This is a genomic window from Noviherbaspirillum sp. UKPF54 (assembly GCF_007874125.1).
Classification (GTDB): domain Bacteria; phylum Pseudomonadota; class Gammaproteobacteria; order Burkholderiales; family Burkholderiaceae_D; genus Noviherbaspirillum.
This window is the reverse complement of record NZ_CP040128.1, coordinates 3,835,277-3,850,775: the sequence shown is the minus strand read 5'-3', so window position 1 is coordinate 3,850,775 and position 15,499 is coordinate 3,835,277. Positions and strand designations below refer to the sequence as shown.

12 protein-coding genes are annotated in these 15,499 nt (G+C 63.8%); 7 read left to right on the top strand and 5 right to left on the bottom strand.

Features of this window, described 5'->3' with window-relative positions; translation table 11 throughout:
• The first annotated feature begins 40 nt into the window (after positions 1–40).
• Entirely contained in the window at positions 41–3,517 is a 3,477-nt protein-coding gene (locus FAY22_RS17820; protein WP_146331680.1) for a pyruvate carboxylase, read from the top strand.
• Positions 3,518–3,567: 50 nt separating this feature from the next.
• Here the strand turns inward: FAY22_RS17820 and FAY22_RS17815 are convergent, their stop codons facing one another.
• Complete coding sequence (locus tag FAY22_RS17815) at positions 3,568–4,695, bottom strand: aminotransferase class V-fold PLP-dependent enzyme (RefSeq protein ID WP_146331678.1); 1,128 nt, start codon at positions 4,693–4,695, stop codon at positions 3,568–3,570.
• Between the two features lie 604 nt (positions 4,696–5,299).
• On the opposite strand from FAY22_RS17815, the gene FAY22_RS17810 reads away from it, so the two are divergent.
• Positions 5,300–5,851, top strand: a complete 552-nt coding sequence (locus FAY22_RS17810) for a hypothetical protein (protein ID WP_146331677.1) — start codon at positions 5,300–5,302, stop codon at positions 5,849–5,851.
• Between the two features lie 77 nt (positions 5,852–5,928).
• Here the strand turns inward: FAY22_RS17810 and FAY22_RS17805 are convergent, their stop codons facing one another.
• The gene (locus tag FAY22_RS17805; protein ID WP_146331675.1) at positions 5,929–6,138 is read right to left on the bottom strand and encodes a hypothetical protein; all 210 of its coding nucleotides are present in this window, start codon (positions 6,136–6,138) and stop codon (positions 5,929–5,931) included.
• Here FAY22_RS17805 and FAY22_RS17800 point away from each other — a divergent pair.
• Complete coding sequence (locus tag FAY22_RS17800) at positions 6,137–6,457, top strand: hypothetical protein (protein ID WP_146331673.1); 321 nt, start codon at positions 6,137–6,139, stop codon at positions 6,455–6,457. The two genes, FAY22_RS17805 and FAY22_RS17800, sit on opposite strands and share 2 nt — an antisense overlap.
• A complete protein-coding gene (locus FAY22_RS17795; protein ID WP_246860554.1) occupies positions 6,454–7,071 on the top strand; it encodes a hypothetical protein in 618 nt (205 codons plus the stop codon). The genes FAY22_RS17800 and FAY22_RS17795 overlap by 4 nt, the downstream gene beginning before the upstream one ends.
• Before the next feature lie 11 nt (positions 7,072–7,082).
• On the opposite strand, the gene FAY22_RS17790 is transcribed toward FAY22_RS17795, so the two are convergent.
• The 3 genes from FAY22_RS17790 to FAY22_RS17780 form a co-directional block, all read right to left on the bottom strand.
• Positions 7,083–7,646 carry a hypothetical protein gene (locus tag FAY22_RS17790; protein ID WP_146331671.1) on the bottom strand — a complete coding sequence of 188 codons (564 nt, stop codon included), beginning with the start codon at positions 7,644–7,646 and terminating at the stop codon, positions 7,083–7,085.
• Between the two features lie 244 nt (positions 7,647–7,890).
• On the bottom strand, positions 7,891–8,304 hold the full coding sequence (locus FAY22_RS17785) for a VOC family protein (RefSeq protein ID WP_146331669.1): 414 nt from the start codon (positions 8,302–8,304) through the stop codon (positions 7,891–7,893).
• A gap of 144 nt (positions 8,305–8,448) precedes the next feature.
• Positions 8,449–11,202 (bottom strand): ATP-binding protein, encoded by a 2,754-nt coding sequence (locus FAY22_RS17780; protein WP_146331667.1) that lies wholly within the window; start codon positions 11,200–11,202, stop codon positions 8,449–8,451.
• Positions 11,203–11,571: 369 nt separating this feature from the next.
• Between FAY22_RS17780 and FAY22_RS17775 the strand changes: the two genes are divergently transcribed.
• The 3 genes from FAY22_RS17775 to FAY22_RS17765 all read left to right on the top strand — a co-directional run bounded on the left by FAY22_RS17775 (position 11,572) and on the right by FAY22_RS17765 (position 15,471).
• Positions 11,572–13,182: a methyl-accepting chemotaxis protein gene (locus tag FAY22_RS17775; RefSeq protein ID WP_146331665.1), complete on the top strand. Its 1,611-nt coding sequence runs from the start codon at positions 11,572–11,574 to the stop codon at positions 13,180–13,182.
• A 145-nt stretch (positions 13,183–13,327) separates the two neighbouring features.
• Positions 13,328–14,572, top strand: a complete 1,245-nt coding sequence (locus tag FAY22_RS17770; RefSeq protein WP_146331663.1) for a polyhydroxyalkanoate depolymerase — start codon at positions 13,328–13,330, stop codon at positions 14,570–14,572.
• A 218-nt stretch (positions 14,573–14,790) separates the two neighbouring features.
• Positions 14,791–15,471, top strand: a complete 681-nt coding sequence (locus FAY22_RS17765) for a cytochrome c (RefSeq protein ID WP_371417402.1) — start codon at positions 14,791–14,793, stop codon at positions 15,469–15,471.
• The last annotated feature ends 28 nt before the right edge of the window (positions 15,472–15,499 follow it).

Sequence of the window (15,499 nt, the reverse complement as noted above, 5' to 3'; positions counted from 1 at the left end):
ATGGCCGAGGCTTTCACATTCCTTACCAACCTTGACCACCATGACCACGCCACACCAACGTCCTCATCCGATCCGGAAAATCCTCGTTGCCAACCGCTCCGAGATCGCCATCCGGGTCATGCGCGCTGCCGCCGAACTCGGCATCCGCACGGTCGCCGTCTACGCCGCCGAAGACCGCTTTGCGCTGCACCGCTTCAAGGCCGACGAGAGCTATCTCGTCGGCGAAGGCAAGAAGCCGATCGCGGCCTACCTCGACATCGACGACATCATCCGCATCGCAAAAGAAGCTGAAGTCGACGCGATTCACCCCGGCTACGGCTTCCTGTCGGAGAACCCGGATTTCGCCGAAGCCTGCGCCGCCAACGGCATCGTCTTCATCGGCCCCAAGCCGGAAGTCATGCGCACGCTCGGCAACAAGGTCGCCGCGCGCAATGCGGCGGTGTCGGCCGGCGTGCCGGTGATGCCGGCTACCAGCGCGCTGCCGCGCGATATCGAGCAAGCAAAGAAAATGGCCGCCGACATCGGCTATCCGCTGATGTTGAAGGCCAGCTGGGGCGGCGGCGGGCGCGGCATGCGCGTGATCGAATCGGAAGCCGATCTCCCTGGCCAGCTGGAAGTGGCGCGGCGCGAAGCGGCAGCCGCCTTCGGCAACGATGAGATGTATCTCGAAAAGCTGGTGCGCCGCGCGCGCCACGTCGAGGTGCAGCTGATGGGTGACAAGCACGGCAATCTGGTGCACCTGTTCGAGCGCGACTGCTCGGTGCAGCGGAGAAATCAGAAAGTGGTGGAACGCGCGCCGGCCCCCTATCTCGATGACGCCACCCGCGCCGAACTGTGCGACGCCGCACTGCGCCTGGGACGCGCGGTCAACTACACGCACGCCGGCACCGTCGAATTCCTGATGGATGCCGACACCAACAAGTTCTACTTCATCGAAGTCAATCCGCGCATCCAGGTCGAGCACACCGTGACCGAGCAAGTCACCGGCATCGATATCGTCAAGGCGCAGATCCGCGTGTCCGAGGGCGTCAAAATCGGTGAAACCGACGAGCACGGCGCGGGCATTCCGGCGCAGCATGCCATCCGCCTGAACGGCCATGCGCTGCAATGCCGCGTCACGACCGAAGACCCGGAAAACAATTTCACGCCAGACTACGGCCGCCTGGTCGCCTACCGCAGCGCGGCCGGTTTCGGCGTGCGCCTCGACGGCGGCACCGCCTACTCCGGCGCGGTGATCACGCCGTACTACGACTCGCTGCTGGTGAAGGTCACCGCCTGGGCGCCGACCTCGGACGAGGCGATCGCCCGCATGGACCGCGCCTTGCGCGAATTCCGCATCCGCGGCGTATCGACCAACCTGCCTTTCCTGGAAAACGTGATCAACCACCCGCTGTTCAAGTCGGGCGAATGCATCACGCGCTTCATCGATACCACGCCGGAGTTGTTCCAGTTCGCCAAACGGCGCGATCGCGCCACGCGCCTGCTGCGCTTCGTCGGTGACGTGGTCGTCAATGGCAACCCGGAAATGAAGGGGCGCAAGGCCATCGACGGCGTGCTGCCGGCACCGCTTTTGCCCGCCGTGCGCCGTTCCGCGCCTATCCTGCCCGGCACGCGCGACAAGCTGAAGGAGCTGGGGGCCGATAAGTTCTCGCAATGGATGAAGGAGCAGCCGCAGGTGCTGTTGACCGACACCACCATGCGCGACGCGCACCAGTCGCTGTTCGCCACCCGCATGCGCACCGCCGACATGCTGGCGATTGCGCCGTATTACGCGCGCATGCTGCCCAACCTGTTTTCGATGGAATGCTGGGGCGGCGCGACGTTCGACGTGGCAATGCGCTTTTTGAAGGAAGACCCGTGGGAGAGATTGGCGCAACTGCGCGAGCAGGTTCCCAACATCCTGTTCCAGATGCTCTTGCGCGCCTCCAACGCGGTCGGCTACACCAATTACGCCGACAACGTCGTGCAGCACTTCGTGCGGCAGGCGGCCGCCGGCGGCGTCGACCTGTTCCGCGTGTTCGATTCGCTCAACTGGGTGGACAACATGCGCGTGGCGATCGATGCGGTGCGCGAATCCGGCGCCTTGTGCGAGGGCGCGATATGCTACACGGGTGACCCGTTCGACGCGGCGCGCCCGAAGTACAGCCTGCAGTACTACGTCGACATGGCGAAACAACTGGAAAAGGCGGGCGTCAACATCCTCGGCATCAAGGACATGGCCGGCGTGGCGAAGCCGCATGCGGCGCGCGCGCTGATCAAGGCCTTGAAGGAAGAGGTCGGCCTACCGATCCACTTCCATACGCACGACACCAGCGGCATTTCGGCCGCCACCGTGCTGGCCGCGGTGGAAGCGGGCTGCGACGCGGTCGACGGCGCTATGGATGCGATGAGCGGGCTGACCTCGCAGCCGAACCTCGGCGCGATCGCGGCGGCGCTGGCCGGCACCGGGCGCGACCCGGGCATGGACCGGCCGGCGATGTTCGCGATCTCCCAGTACTGGGAAGGCGTGCGCCGCCAGTACGCGCCGTTCGAGGCGGACATGCGCTCCGGCACGTCGGATGTGTACCGCCACGAGATGCCCGGCGGGCAGTACACCAACCTGCGCGAGCAGGCGCGCGCGATGGGTATCGAACACCGCTGGAGCGAGGTGGCGCAGGCCTATGCCGATGTCAATCAACTGTTCGGCGACATCGTGAAAGTGACGCCGACCTCCAAGGTGGTGGGCGACATGGCCTTGTTCATGGTGGCCAACGACTTGACGCCCGCCGACGTGCAGAACCAGGACAAGGAAATCGCATTTCCCGAGTCGGTCATTTCGCTGTTCAAGGGCGAGCTCGGCTTCCCGCCGGACGGCTTCCCCAAGGCGCTGGAAAAGAAGGTGCTCAAGGGCGGCAAGCCGATGGCGGGACGCCCGGGCGCCAACCTGCCGGCGGTCGACCTGGCGCAGGCCAAGGCCGAGGCGGAAAAGGCGGTGGGACGGTCAATTTCCGAGCAGGAGCTGGCGTCGTACCTGATGTATCCGAAGGTGTTCCGCGACTACGCCGAGCATCGCCGTCAGTACGGCGACGTGAGCGTGCTGCCGAGCTCGGTGTTCTTCCACGGCTTGAAGGAAGGGCAGGAAATCTCGGTCGACATCGACCAGGGCAAGACGCTGGTGATCCGTCTGCAGGGCCGCACCGAGCTGGAGGAGGAAGGCCAGAGCAAGCTGTTCTTTGAGCTCAACGGCCAGGCGCGCATGGTGCGCATAGACCGCGCCGGCGCCGTCAAACAGGTCACGCATCCGCGCGCGCAGGACGGCAACGCCCATCACGTCGGCGCGCCGATGCCAGGCATGGTGGTGACAGTGGCCGTCAAGACCGGGCAGAAGGTGGCCAAGGGCGATCCGCTGGTGTCGATCGAGGCGATGAAGATGGAAACCATGATCCGTGCCGAACGGGATGCGGTGGTCAAGCACATCCATGTGCGGCCGGGCGCAGTGGTGGCGGCCAAGGACTTGCTGATCGAACTGGGGGAGTGAAGCGAAGCGCCGGCTCCCGCGTTGACGGGAGCCGGCGGGTATGGCGGAAATCAGAAAATGCGGTCCAGCGCGGCGGCCAGCGTGTCGACCGTGCGGTCGACATGGTGCAGCTTGTCGAGGCCGAACAGGCCGAGGCGGAAGGTCTTGAAGTCGTCGCCTTCGTCGCACTGCAGCGGCACGCCGGGCGCAATCTGCAAGCCGGCATCGGCGAACTTCTTACCGGAGCGTATGCCATCGTCGTCGCTGTAGCTGACTACCACGCCCGGCGCTTCAAAGCCCGGCGCGGCGACGCTCTTGAAGCCCTTGTTTGCCAGTAGCGCACGCACTTGGCGGCCCAGTTCCTGCTGTTCCGCGCGCACCTTGTCGAAGCCGTAGGCTTCGGTTTCCTTCATCACGTCGCGCAGGGATGTCAGCGCGTCTGTGGGCATGGTGGCATGGTAGGCGAAGCCGCCGTTCTCGTATGCTTCCATGATCTGCAGCCACTTGCGCAGGTCGCAGGCGAAGCTGGTGCTGGTGGTCGCATCGATCCGTTCGCGCGCTGTCGCGCCGAGCATCACCAGCGCGCAGCAGGGCGACGCGCTCCATCCCTTTTGCGGCGCGCTGATCAGCACGTCGACGCCGGTGGCCTGCATGTCGACCCAGATCGTGCCGGAGGCGATGCAGTCGAGCACGAACATGCCGCCGACCGCATGCACCGCATCCGCCACTGCGCGCAGGTACGCGTCGGGCAGCATCATGCCGGAAGCGGTTTCCACGTGTGGTGCAAACACCAGGTCTGGCTTGTGCTCGCGGATGGCCGCCACCACTTCCTCGATCGGCGCCGGCGCGAACGCCGCCTGGCGCCCGCCTTCGACCGGACGCGCCTTGAGCACGACCGTTTCGGAAGGAATGCCGCCCATGTCGAAGATCTGCGACCAGCGGAAAGAGAACCAGCCGTTGCGGATCACCAGGCATTTCTTTTTCGTTGCGAACTGGCGCGCGACGGCTTCCATGCCGAACGTGCCGCTGCCCGGCACGACTGCCACCGAGCGGGCGTTGTAGACCTTTTTCAGGATGGCGGAAATGTCGCGCATCGTTCCCTGGAAAAGCTGGGACATGTGGTTGACCGCGCGGTCGGTATACACCACCGAGTATTCGAGCAGTCCGTCGCGATCAACATTGGGGAGTAAACCTGGCACGCTTGTCTCCGGAAAAATAAATGAAGGAATGGGGCACTTGTTGTTATATAGATACTCGTCTTTGCTGCAGGACAGTGTATTTCCCGGTTACGCATTTGTCCACGCGGCACTTCACTTGCCACGCTGGATGGCAGGCAGTTCGAGCCGATAATCTTGGCCGCAGTGGCCGAATGCCGTCAAGCACGCGAAATTGATGCGGAACAATTTTTCGCGACTTCCCAAAGCTGGAGCATTCTTTGGGAAATGTTTATATACAGAAAAGCATGCCGGCTCGGCTGTGACGAAAGCCGGGCAAATGCCCGGCAAGAAAATGGCCGCCCGCAAATGCGGCCGGCAGTCATGTTGGGCGAGCGGCCGCTCGGCCGCCCGCTGGATGTTGCCTCTCCCGGCTTACTGCGATGTGCCGGATTTGCTTGGCTGCTGGCTCTTGTCGTAAGTGCTGTTGTCCATGCTGCCGCTGGATGAACCGCTCGTACCAGAGGAATCCGTCCCGGATGTCCCGGAGGTGGTGCTGCCCGTGCCGGTCGTGCTGGATGACGAGGAGCCGGAACTGCCCCGGTTACTGTAGTCCGGTGGCGGCGGCACGTTCAGGCTGGGACTGCTGGTGCTGGAGCTGGATGTGTCCGAGCTGCCCGAAGGAGCCGAGGTACCGCTTGTACCCGAAGTGCTGCTCGTTCCCGTGGTGGTGCTGTCTGGCGTGCTGCTCGAGCCCGAGGTTCCGCTGGAGCCGCCGCTCGTGCTGCCGGTGCCCGACGTGCTGCTGTCCGGCGTGGTGCCCGCGCTGCCGCTGCTGTCCGTGCCGGACGACCCCGACGATGAAGTGTCGTTCTTCGACGGTTTGACGGTCGTAGTCGTCGTGGTCACGGTTCCGGATGTCCCGGAGGAGCCGGACGAGGCATCCGTGCCCGACGACGGCGTCGCACTGCTTTTGGCCGCATCGTCCTTGGTCGTGGTCGTGGTGGTGGTCTGGCCGAACGATTGCGATGCGATTCCGATCAGCGAAAGAAAGATTGCTATAGGTAACTTCTTCATGCTCGCTCCTTCAGATGAAATAATGGACGCTTCAGAAACTGCAGAAGTAAGTTTTAGACCGGAATTTGTTAGCAGGTTCTCACTTTTTGATGACGGCGGCTGTCATGCTGCATATATGCAATGACGACGAGCACCCAGTCGCGATGGCGGAGCGGATGTCCGCGCCGTGGCTTTCAACGTTTTTCGGCAGTCAGCGGATAATCAGCCGACCAGTGCCTCGTGGAGCATGGCCTTGATTGCCAGCACACATTGCGCATCATCCAGGGTTTTGTCGCGCAGATGCGCCACCAGCGATGCGATCAGGGTTTCGGGCGACGCCGGGGGGCGGCTCTCATGGCTGCGGGCTGTGGCGGCGGGCATCAAGGTACAGGGAGAAATGGCAATTGGGGAGAGCATGAGATTTTGGAGCATGATCAAAGACAAGGCGTGGCATAGACGCCTGCTTTCGCTGAAAACGGAAGTGTTCACGTTTTCTGAAGTGCGTGGTGCAGCCTTCTCGGTATTCGTTGATACAAGTCAGGTTCTTGAAAATGGAGGGTCTCCAGGTGGTCGGTGTGGTCTGCCTGCGGCGCGCGAACCTCTTGCGCATGCGCACCGTCAAATGCAATCCGGTACGATTTGCCTATCCATGCAATACAGAACCATCGTCGGGGTGCAGCTTGCGCTCGCATCCTGTTTCATCGCGCACCGCCGGCCGGCGTCGTCGTGGCCGTACAAATGCAGAAAATGAAACGGAAAACCTTCGCCTGCCCTTATCAGCTGGAACTCGCGTTCTCGACTGCGGAAGAGGCTGTTCAATCGATCGATGCGGTAACGACGGAAATGCCCGCTGTGCCGACCGTCACGCCGGTGTATGTACCGGATGAACCCGCCGCCGAACTCGAGTCGTCAATCCGGGAGCCGCACCTGTGGTGCGAGGGCGGCTGGATTGCGCGCGTGGTCAAGAACGAGGATGGCGGCGGCTGGGCGGTGGCGATGATCAGGGATGGCGAGGCGGAACCCGTGTTTGTCGGTCCATGGACGGCGGGGCGCGACAAGACGGGGCCCCGGCCGCTGGACGCCACCGCATTTGCCGCCCTGGTCAAGAGTGCGTCCGAGGTGCGCAGGCGGCACGAGCAGCAGATGCACGCGATGCTGCACAGGCGCGTCATCGTGTCGGCAGGGGCGGCGACGGTGACGGTCACGCTCGATATCGTGCCCGAGGAGGATCACGCCTACGCGACGCTGGCCGCATACGACGAGGCTGGCACGCTGCTCGCGCAGGTGCGTGTGGCGCCGACCTTCAGGCTGAACAATGCCAGCGCCGAGGCATGGATAGCGGACGCATTCCGGCGCCCGCGATAGTCCCGCAGGCGTCAGTGCGCGCCGGCCTGTCCGCTCTTGAAGAAGCGGCGCTCGCGGCCGGAGCCGGAGTCGTTGATCTTGTGCGATGACACCAGGCCCGCAAGCGCGGGCGACACGCGCTGTTTCAGTTTTTGAATCTTGTCTTTCTGGTCCGGCGAAATGCCCAGTGTTTCGATGGCCGCGTTGGCGATATCGACGGCCGAGCGCGGCTGTTCGCTGACCAGGCTGAGCCAGAAATCGCCGCCGGTGAAGAGGCTGTCGTCCGAACGGCTCGTTCCGGTCGTGGAACGTGCCTTGCGGCTGCGCTTGGCTGCGGCCAGCGATGCGCCGTTGCCGTTGGTGCTTGCGGCGCGTATCCGGCGGCGCGTGCGCGCGCCATTCTTTTTCAGGCTGCCCGCGCCGGTCTGTGCGTTTGCCGTCCTGGTCGAGCTCGCGGTACCGGCTTCCACGCTGTCAAGTTGCTGTAGCGCGGTTTCCAGCGCTTCCACGCGCGTTGCGTAATAGGCGGCGCCTTGTTTGGCATGCGCGAGTTCCGCTTCAATGGCTTGTCTTGCGGACTTTAGATTGGAGGCCATGCAGATATCTCCTAGTGTCGAATTTATCCAAATTTGACAGTTGTTATAGTGAGAACGTTTCCAGAAACTTAACTCGCCATGGAATAAATTTTGTTGTGCCATCTCTAGCTCAAGCGCGTTTTCCGTCATTTTTATGAAGACGGTCAAATATCCGCAGGAAGAGGACGGGCTGCAAGAGATAGGGAATGGCGCGGAAGGGCTGCGCCGGAAAGCGGGCTGGGCGGCAACGCCCTGCACGGTATGTTCAGTGCGCCGTCAGCACCATCCAGGACACGCCGAAACGGTCTGCCACCATGCCGAAGCGCGACGCAAAGAAGGTCTTGGCCATCGGCATCTGCACCTGGCCACCGTCGGCCAGCGCGGCGAAGGCCTTGTCGGCGGCGCTGTCATCGGCTGCGGTCAGCGACAGCGCAAATCCCTGGAAGCTGGGCTGGCCCAGGCAATGGCCGTCCGATGCCATGAGCGTGGTTTCTCCGATGCGCAGGCTCGCATGCATCACCTTGTCCTCAAAGCCCGGCGGCATCGAGCCGGACTCGGGAGGCTGCGGACTATCCTTGAAGCGCATGAGCGACGTTACTTCGGCGCCGAGCGCATCGCGATAGAACGAGAGGGCCTCTTCGCAGCGGCCGTCAAAGAATAGATAGGGTTGCACTAGCATGTCGTTCCTTCTTGGTAGAGACCGCCGGCGCGGCGGGCGGCCGTCGCACCGATGAAATAGGCATTTCACGCTCCTGGCGCAAATGCGTTGTGAGCGGCATCAGGGAAGGTGTAGAAAACAGGCTGTTTCCGGTTGCATTGCAAGCTAGACATGCTGCGATTCGGATACCAGCGCCGCCAGCGTGCTCACTAGCGTGCCGGCATCGATCGGCTTGGCGATATGGGCATCCATGCCGGCCTGCCGCGCGCGCTCGCGTTCGGCCGCGTCGCTGGCGCTGCCCATCGCCACGACCGGCAGAGCCAGCTTCAATTCGTTGCGGATGAGGCGGGCCGTCTCGAAGCCGTTGACGGCCGGCGTGCGGATATCCATCAGTATCGCGTCGAAACGCGCGCCATCGTGGCGCAGCAGGGCCATCGCGGCGGCGCCGTCGGCGGCGGCTACCATCGCGGCGCCGGCGCGGCGTAGGATCTGGGCGACTACCTTTTGGCTGATTTCATTGTCTTCCACCAGCAGCACGCGCAAACCCGCCAGGCGCTCGGCCGGCGACGCGTCGGCGCAGGTTTTTTCCGCGATGCCGAAGACGGCGGTGAAGCGGAAGTCGCTGCCGCGGCCGGGCATGCTGGTGAATGTCACGGCGCCGCCCATCAGGCCGACCAGCCGGTTGCTGATGGTCAGGCCCAGGCCGGTGCCGCCGAAGCGCCGGCTGGTCGAATTGTCGGCCTGCGAAAACGCCTCGAACAATCGCTCGTGGTGTTCCGGCGCGATGCCGATGCCGGTGTCGCGCACCGAGAATTCCAGCGTCACCGCGGCGTCGGACGCGGCCAGCAGGCGCGCGCTCACGGTCACCTTGCCGTGCTCGGTGAACTTCACCGCGTTGCCGGCCAGGTTCAGCAACACCTGCTGCAGGCGCAGGGGATCGCCGAGGAGCGTGGCGGGCACCTCGGGAGCGATGTGGTAGGAGGTGGCGATGCCCTTGTCGCGCGCATTGGCCGACACGATGACGAAGGTGTTGCGCAGCACTTCCTCCAGCGCGAACGGCGTGCGCTCCAGCTCCAGCCGTCCGGCCTCGATCTTGGAAAAGTCGAGGATGTCGTTGAGGATGCCCAGGAGCGAGCGGGCCGATATCTTGATCTTGGCGACGTGGTCGCGCTCCTGCTCTCCCAGGGGCGTGTCTTCCAGCAGGCTCGACAACCCGAGGATGGCGTTCATCGGCGTGCGGATCTCGTGGCTCATGTTGGCCACGAATTCGCTCTTGGCGCGGCTGGCGGCCTCGGCGCGGTCGCGCGCCTGCGCCATTTCCTCGTTCATCTCCTGCAGGCGCAGCTCGGCCTGCTTGAGCTCGGTGACGTCCGCCGCAAGGGCGTAAAAGCCGCGCACCGCGCCGGTTTCATCGCTGTCGGGAATATAGGTGATCCAGGTGTGGCCGACCTCGCCCGAGGGCTTGATCTGGCTGCGGTAAAAGGACTGGCGCTCGCCGGCCAGCGCCCGGCGCGCATACGGCTCGCTGATGCGGTACACGCTTTCGCCCAGCACGTCCTCGAAGCGCATGCCCAGCATTTGCTGCGGCGCCCTGCCGAACCATTCGACGTAGGGCTGGTTGGCGAAACGGCAGCGCAAATCCTTGTCCCAGTAGGCGACCAGACCGGCGACGTTGTCGGCGATCGCCTTGATGAAGCGTTCGCTTTCGGCCAGGGCCGCCATCGCATCTTCCAGCGCTCCGGTGCGCTCGGCGACCTCGGCTTCCAGGTGCTCGCGGTGCTTTTCCAGCTCTTGCCGCGCCAGGTCGCGCTCGGTCGTGCGACGCGACAGCAGTTCGGAGGTGGTCGCGATGGCATTGGCCACTTCGGCCGCTTCCAGGATATCCACGCGCGGCGCGGGAACCGCTTCGCCTGCTCCCAGCGCCAGCGCCGGGCCGGTCAACGCCTGCACCGAACGCGCGATGCGTCCGCCGGTGATCCAAGCCAGCACCAGGCCGAGGAAGAACAGGCCGGACATGCCGAACGCAAGCAGGACCAGCGAGCCCTGCGTTGCCGCTTCCAGGCTGTGGCGCGGAATGCCGATGCCGACGCTCCAGCGCGTCGCGGGCGAGCGGCTGAAGGCCGACAGCACCGGCGTGCCATCCACGGTGGTGGTTTCCATCGAACCCTCGCCGATGGCCTGGATGCGCCGGATGTACTCGGCCGTTCCCTTTTGCCCGACGAGCTGGTCGGCGGCATGGGTGCGCGCCACGATGGTGCCGGTGGTGTCGAAGATCGCGGCGATCCAGTCCTGCGGCAAGCCCTGGCTGCGCAGGATCTCATTGAACTGCTGCGGCAGCACGCCGACGCTCAAGACATAGGTGACCTTGCCGCCGATGACGACCGGCACGTCGACGCTCACGACGGGACGGTGCATTACGGGGCCGACAAAGAGATTGGAAACGGCGGGCTTGCCTGTTTCCAGGACGCGGCGCACTTGATCGTCGTTGCCGTGGCGCGGCAGCGCGGCGCCATATTCATGCAACGTGTTGACGAGTTGCTGCCCGCGGGTGTCGCTCAGTACGATGTTGGTGCCCGGCGCCGTCGCGGCCAGCAGTTCGCGCGCCTGACGGTGGAATTCGGCGAGGTCGCCTCTGGCCAGGGCGCGCGAGGTCGACAGCGATTGCGCCACCGCTTGCGAACGCATCAGGTAGCTGTCGACGGTCTGCACCAGTGCGCGCGCCGTGAGGATGGTGTTCTTTTCCAGTTGCGCCCGGTTGTTGCGGTAGTCGTGGATGAAGAGCGCGGCCGCGCCGATGAGCCCCGGCAGCAGGCAGGCGAGGATCAGGCAGACCAGGAAGGTGCGCACCGACCACAGGGCGGAAGGCGCCGGCGCCTGGTCGGCGCGCATGTCGCGGATTGCGTCAAACTTGGAACCCATCCTGCCCTCGTCATGAAGTACTTTTTGGTAAACCGCCCATTCTCCCTCGACGCGCCGCGCCGGGAAAGCGGGGGACTCCCATGCGACGTGCGCCTTCGTGACGGAGCGACTGCTGTCCGGGCGGCGAACTGCCGCCGCTGGACCGGCCAGTCCGGAGGTTGCACCATTTTACGCGGCTGAATCGGGATTAGTTGATTCAAGTTAACTTTCTTTATGTAAACATCAACTTGTTGTAATCCGGTTGTAAGGCACCCTACTTAAGGTAGGGGTATTGCTAATTGGAAATATTTTTCCTCTTCCCGAGTACCGCAACACAGCCGGCCTGGCAGCGCATGCCAAGCCTATCCCTCATCCACAAGGAGACCCCCGATGTTTTCCAACATGACGTTTACGATCAGCAAAAAGTTGGGCGTGCTGGCCTTGACCGCCGCGTTGGGCATCGCTGCCCTGATCGCCTTCTTTGTCGTCACCGAGCGCGGGTTGGTGCTGGAGGAACGCAAGAGCAGCGTGCGGCAGGCAGTCGAGGCGGCCCACAATATTCTTGTGTACAACCATAATCTGGCGACGCAGGGCGTGATCAGCGAAGCGGATGCCAAGCGCAATGCGATCGAGGCGATCCGCGCCTTCCGTTATGGCGACGGCGAATACTTCTGGATCAATGACATGCAGCCGCGCATGGTCATGCATCCGATCAAGCCCGAACTGGAGGGCAAGGACCTTTCGCAGAACAAGGACCCGCAAGGCAAGCGGCTGTTCATGGAATTCGTTGCCACCGTCAAGGCGCACGATGCCGGCTTCGTGTTCTACCTGTGGCCGATGCCGGGCAGCGAGACCGATGTCGAGAAGGTGTCGTACGTTAAAGGCTTCGCCCCCTGGGGCTGGGTCGTGGGTTCCGGCGTCTATCTCGACAAGATCAATGCGATGGTGATGAAGCGTTCGTTCAACTTCCTGATCTTCGCGTTCGTTACGATGGGCGTGCTGCTCACCATCTGCCTGTTCGTCTCGCGCAGCATCACGCGCCCGATGAACCATGCGATCAAGGTCGCGCAGTCGGTGGCCGCCGGCGACCTGACCACCCGCATCGAGGTCAGGAACCGCAACGAGACCGGGCAGCTGATGCAGGCGCTGACGGACATGAATGCCAGCCTGGCGCGCACGGCCGAGCAGGTGCGATTGGGCGCGCATACGATTGCGGCCGCGTCCGGCCAAGTCGCAGCAGGCAACTCCGACCTGTCCGGCCGCACCGATATCCAGGCGCGTTCGCTGGCCGATACCGCATCGACCATGAAGCATCTGACCGACACCGTCGGCCGCAACGCCGAGAGCGCGCGCCAGGCCAACCGGCTGGCGGCATCGGCGTCGGAAGTGGCGACCAAGGGCGGCGACGTGGTGGCGCAGGTGATTCAGACCATGGGATCGATCAACGACTCGTCGAAAAAGATCGTCGACATCATCGGCGTCATCGACGGCATCGCGTTCCAGACCAATATCCTGGCGCTGAATGCGGCGGTCGAAGCCGCGCGCGCAGGCGAGCAGGGCAGGGGCTTTGCGGTCGTGGCGACCGAAGTGCGCAATCTGGCGCAGCGCAGCTCGGCGGCGGCCAAGGAAATCAAGGCGCTGATCGGCGACTCGGTGGAAAAGGTCGCCAGCGGCAGCCAGCTGGTCGATCAGGCCGGCGCGACGATGGACGACATTGTCGCCAGCATCAGGCGCGTGACCGACATCATGGAAGAGATCACCGCCGCCAGCCGCGAACAGAGCGAAGGCATTGACCAGGTCAACAGCGCGATCGCGCAGATGAACGAAGTCACGCAGCAGAACGCGCTGCTGGTGGAGCAGGCCGCGGCCGCCGCTGAAAGCATGCAGGACGAGGCGCACAGCCTGGCCGAAGTAATCAGCGTGTTCAAGTTCCGCGAGGGGACGCTGGATGCGGCGCAGGAGACGCCGCCCGTGCAGCCGCGCCGCATCGCCGCCGGCTGACACCCGCAATCAATACCATCAAGAAAGGATTTCTTGATCTGGTTGCTTGAATGCAAACAGCATTTCTCTAATATCCGGGTCTGCGCCTCATGTGCTGGCGGATTGGCCGCCGGCAGGCAAACGTTTCGCCTCAACAGGACAGCCCATGCTTTATCAGATTCACGAAAACAACCGGATGTGGATGGCGCCGCTGGCCGACGCCGCCCATATGTCGTATCTGATGCTGACCAACCCGGCATCGCCTTTTTCCTATGTGCCGTATGCGCAGCGCCTGGCGGCCGGTTTCGAGCTGCTGCATCGCATCGGCAAGGATTATGAAAAGCCGAAGTTCGAGATCACATCGACCATGGTGCCGGGCGAAGACGCGTCCATGACGGTGTCCATCGCCCGGGAGGCGGTGGTGGAAAAGCCGTTCTGCCACCTGCTTCATTTCAGGAAGCAGTGGCGCGCCGACGAAACGCTGGCGCAGCCCAAGGTGCTGCTGCTCGCGCCGCTGTCCGGCCATCATGCGACCCTGTTGCGCGACACCGTGATGACGCTCCTGCCCGAGCACGACGTGTACATCACCGACTGGATCGATGCCAAGCTGGTGCCGCTGTCGGCGGGCGAATTCCATCTGCACGATTACGTGTACTATCTGCAGGACTTCATCCGCTTCCTGGGGCCGGACGTGCACGTGATCGCCGTGTGCCAGCCGACCGTGCCGCTGCTGGCGGCGGTGTCGCTGATGGCTACCGCCAAGGAGCCGAAGCAGCCGCGCTCGATGACCATGATGGGCGGGCCGATCGATACCCGCAAGTCGCCCACGCTGGTTGACCGTCTGGCGACCGAACACGACCTCAAGTGGTTCGAGAACAACGTGATCCACACCGTGCCGGCCAATTATCCGGGGTACGGGCGACGCGTGTATCCCGGCTTCCTGCAGCACTTGAGCTTCGTCGCGATGAATCCGTCGCGCCATGTCAAGAGCTACCAGGAGTTCTACGAGCACCTGGCGAAAAACGGCACCGATCCCGTGGTCGAGCATCACCGTCGCTTCTATGACGAATACAACGCCGTGCTCGACATGCCGGCCGAGTTTTACCTCGAAACCGTGAGGATCGTGTTCCAGGAAGCGGGCCTGATGACCGGCACCTGGGAAGTGGAGGGCAAGCCGGTGCGCCCGCAGGACATCAAGAATGTCGCGCTGTTGACCATCGAAGGAGAGTGGGACGACATCACCGGGCGCGGCCAGACCAAGGCGGCGCATGAGCTGTGCAAGAGCATCCCGGCGTCGAAGAAGGAGCATTATGTCGCGCCCGAGGCCGGGCACTACGGCATCTTCTCCGGCCGGCGCTGGCACGAGCGCGTGTGCCCGAAGATTGCGCAGTTCATCCGGGCCCATGCCTGACGCGTTGCCGTCCCGAACGGCGCATGCCGCGTATCATCTTTCCTGCCATATAGCCTGACAACCCGACGCCGGCGCCGGCCGGCTCGGGAATTTTTATCCCGTTGGCCTGTCTATCCGATATTGAATTAATGACAATAACCTCGGTGCATGCCTGATCCGCACCGGTGCTTATTCGGAGGGAAGGCGTGGCCCGCTATGTCGTCGGTCTGGCGATCGTTATTGTTGCGGCGCACTGGCTGCCGGGCCGGGCGCAGAACGTCGCGACGCCGCAGCGGCCGCCGGACACGATCGAGGAACGTCTGCGCGCCTGCGTGTCCTGTCATGGCAAGCAAGGCGGGGGCACCGGCAACGTCTACTTCCCCCGGCTGGCCGGCAAACCGGCTGGCTATCTGTATCACCAGCTCGTCGCGTTTCGCGAAGGACGGCGCAAATATGCGCCGATGAATTTCCTGCTCGCCTATCTGCCGGACGATTACCTGAAAAAGATGGCGCAGTACTATGCCGACATCCAGGTGCCCTACGATAACCCCGCGCCATCCGTCGTGCCGGACCAGGCCTTGCAGCGCGGCAGGAGCATCGTGATGAATGGCGACCCCGCCCGCAAGGTTCCGGCCTGCGTCGCCTGCCATGGGCCGAACCTGAGCGGGCGCGAGCCCGGCATCCCCGGCCTGATCGGCCTGCGCTTCGACTACATCAGCGCCCAGCTCGGCGGCTGGCGTTACGGTACCCGCACCGCGCTCGAACCGGATTGCATGCAGCTGATCGCCGCGCGTCTGACCGAAGCCGAAGTGGCGGCCGTGGCCGGCTGGCTGTCTTCCATGCCGGTTCCCGCCGACACCCGGCCGCTGAAGGCATCGTCCGAACGCCTGCCGCTGGAATGCGGCAGCCAGCAGCGCTAGCAAGGAGAGCCCACGGTGCCCACGACAG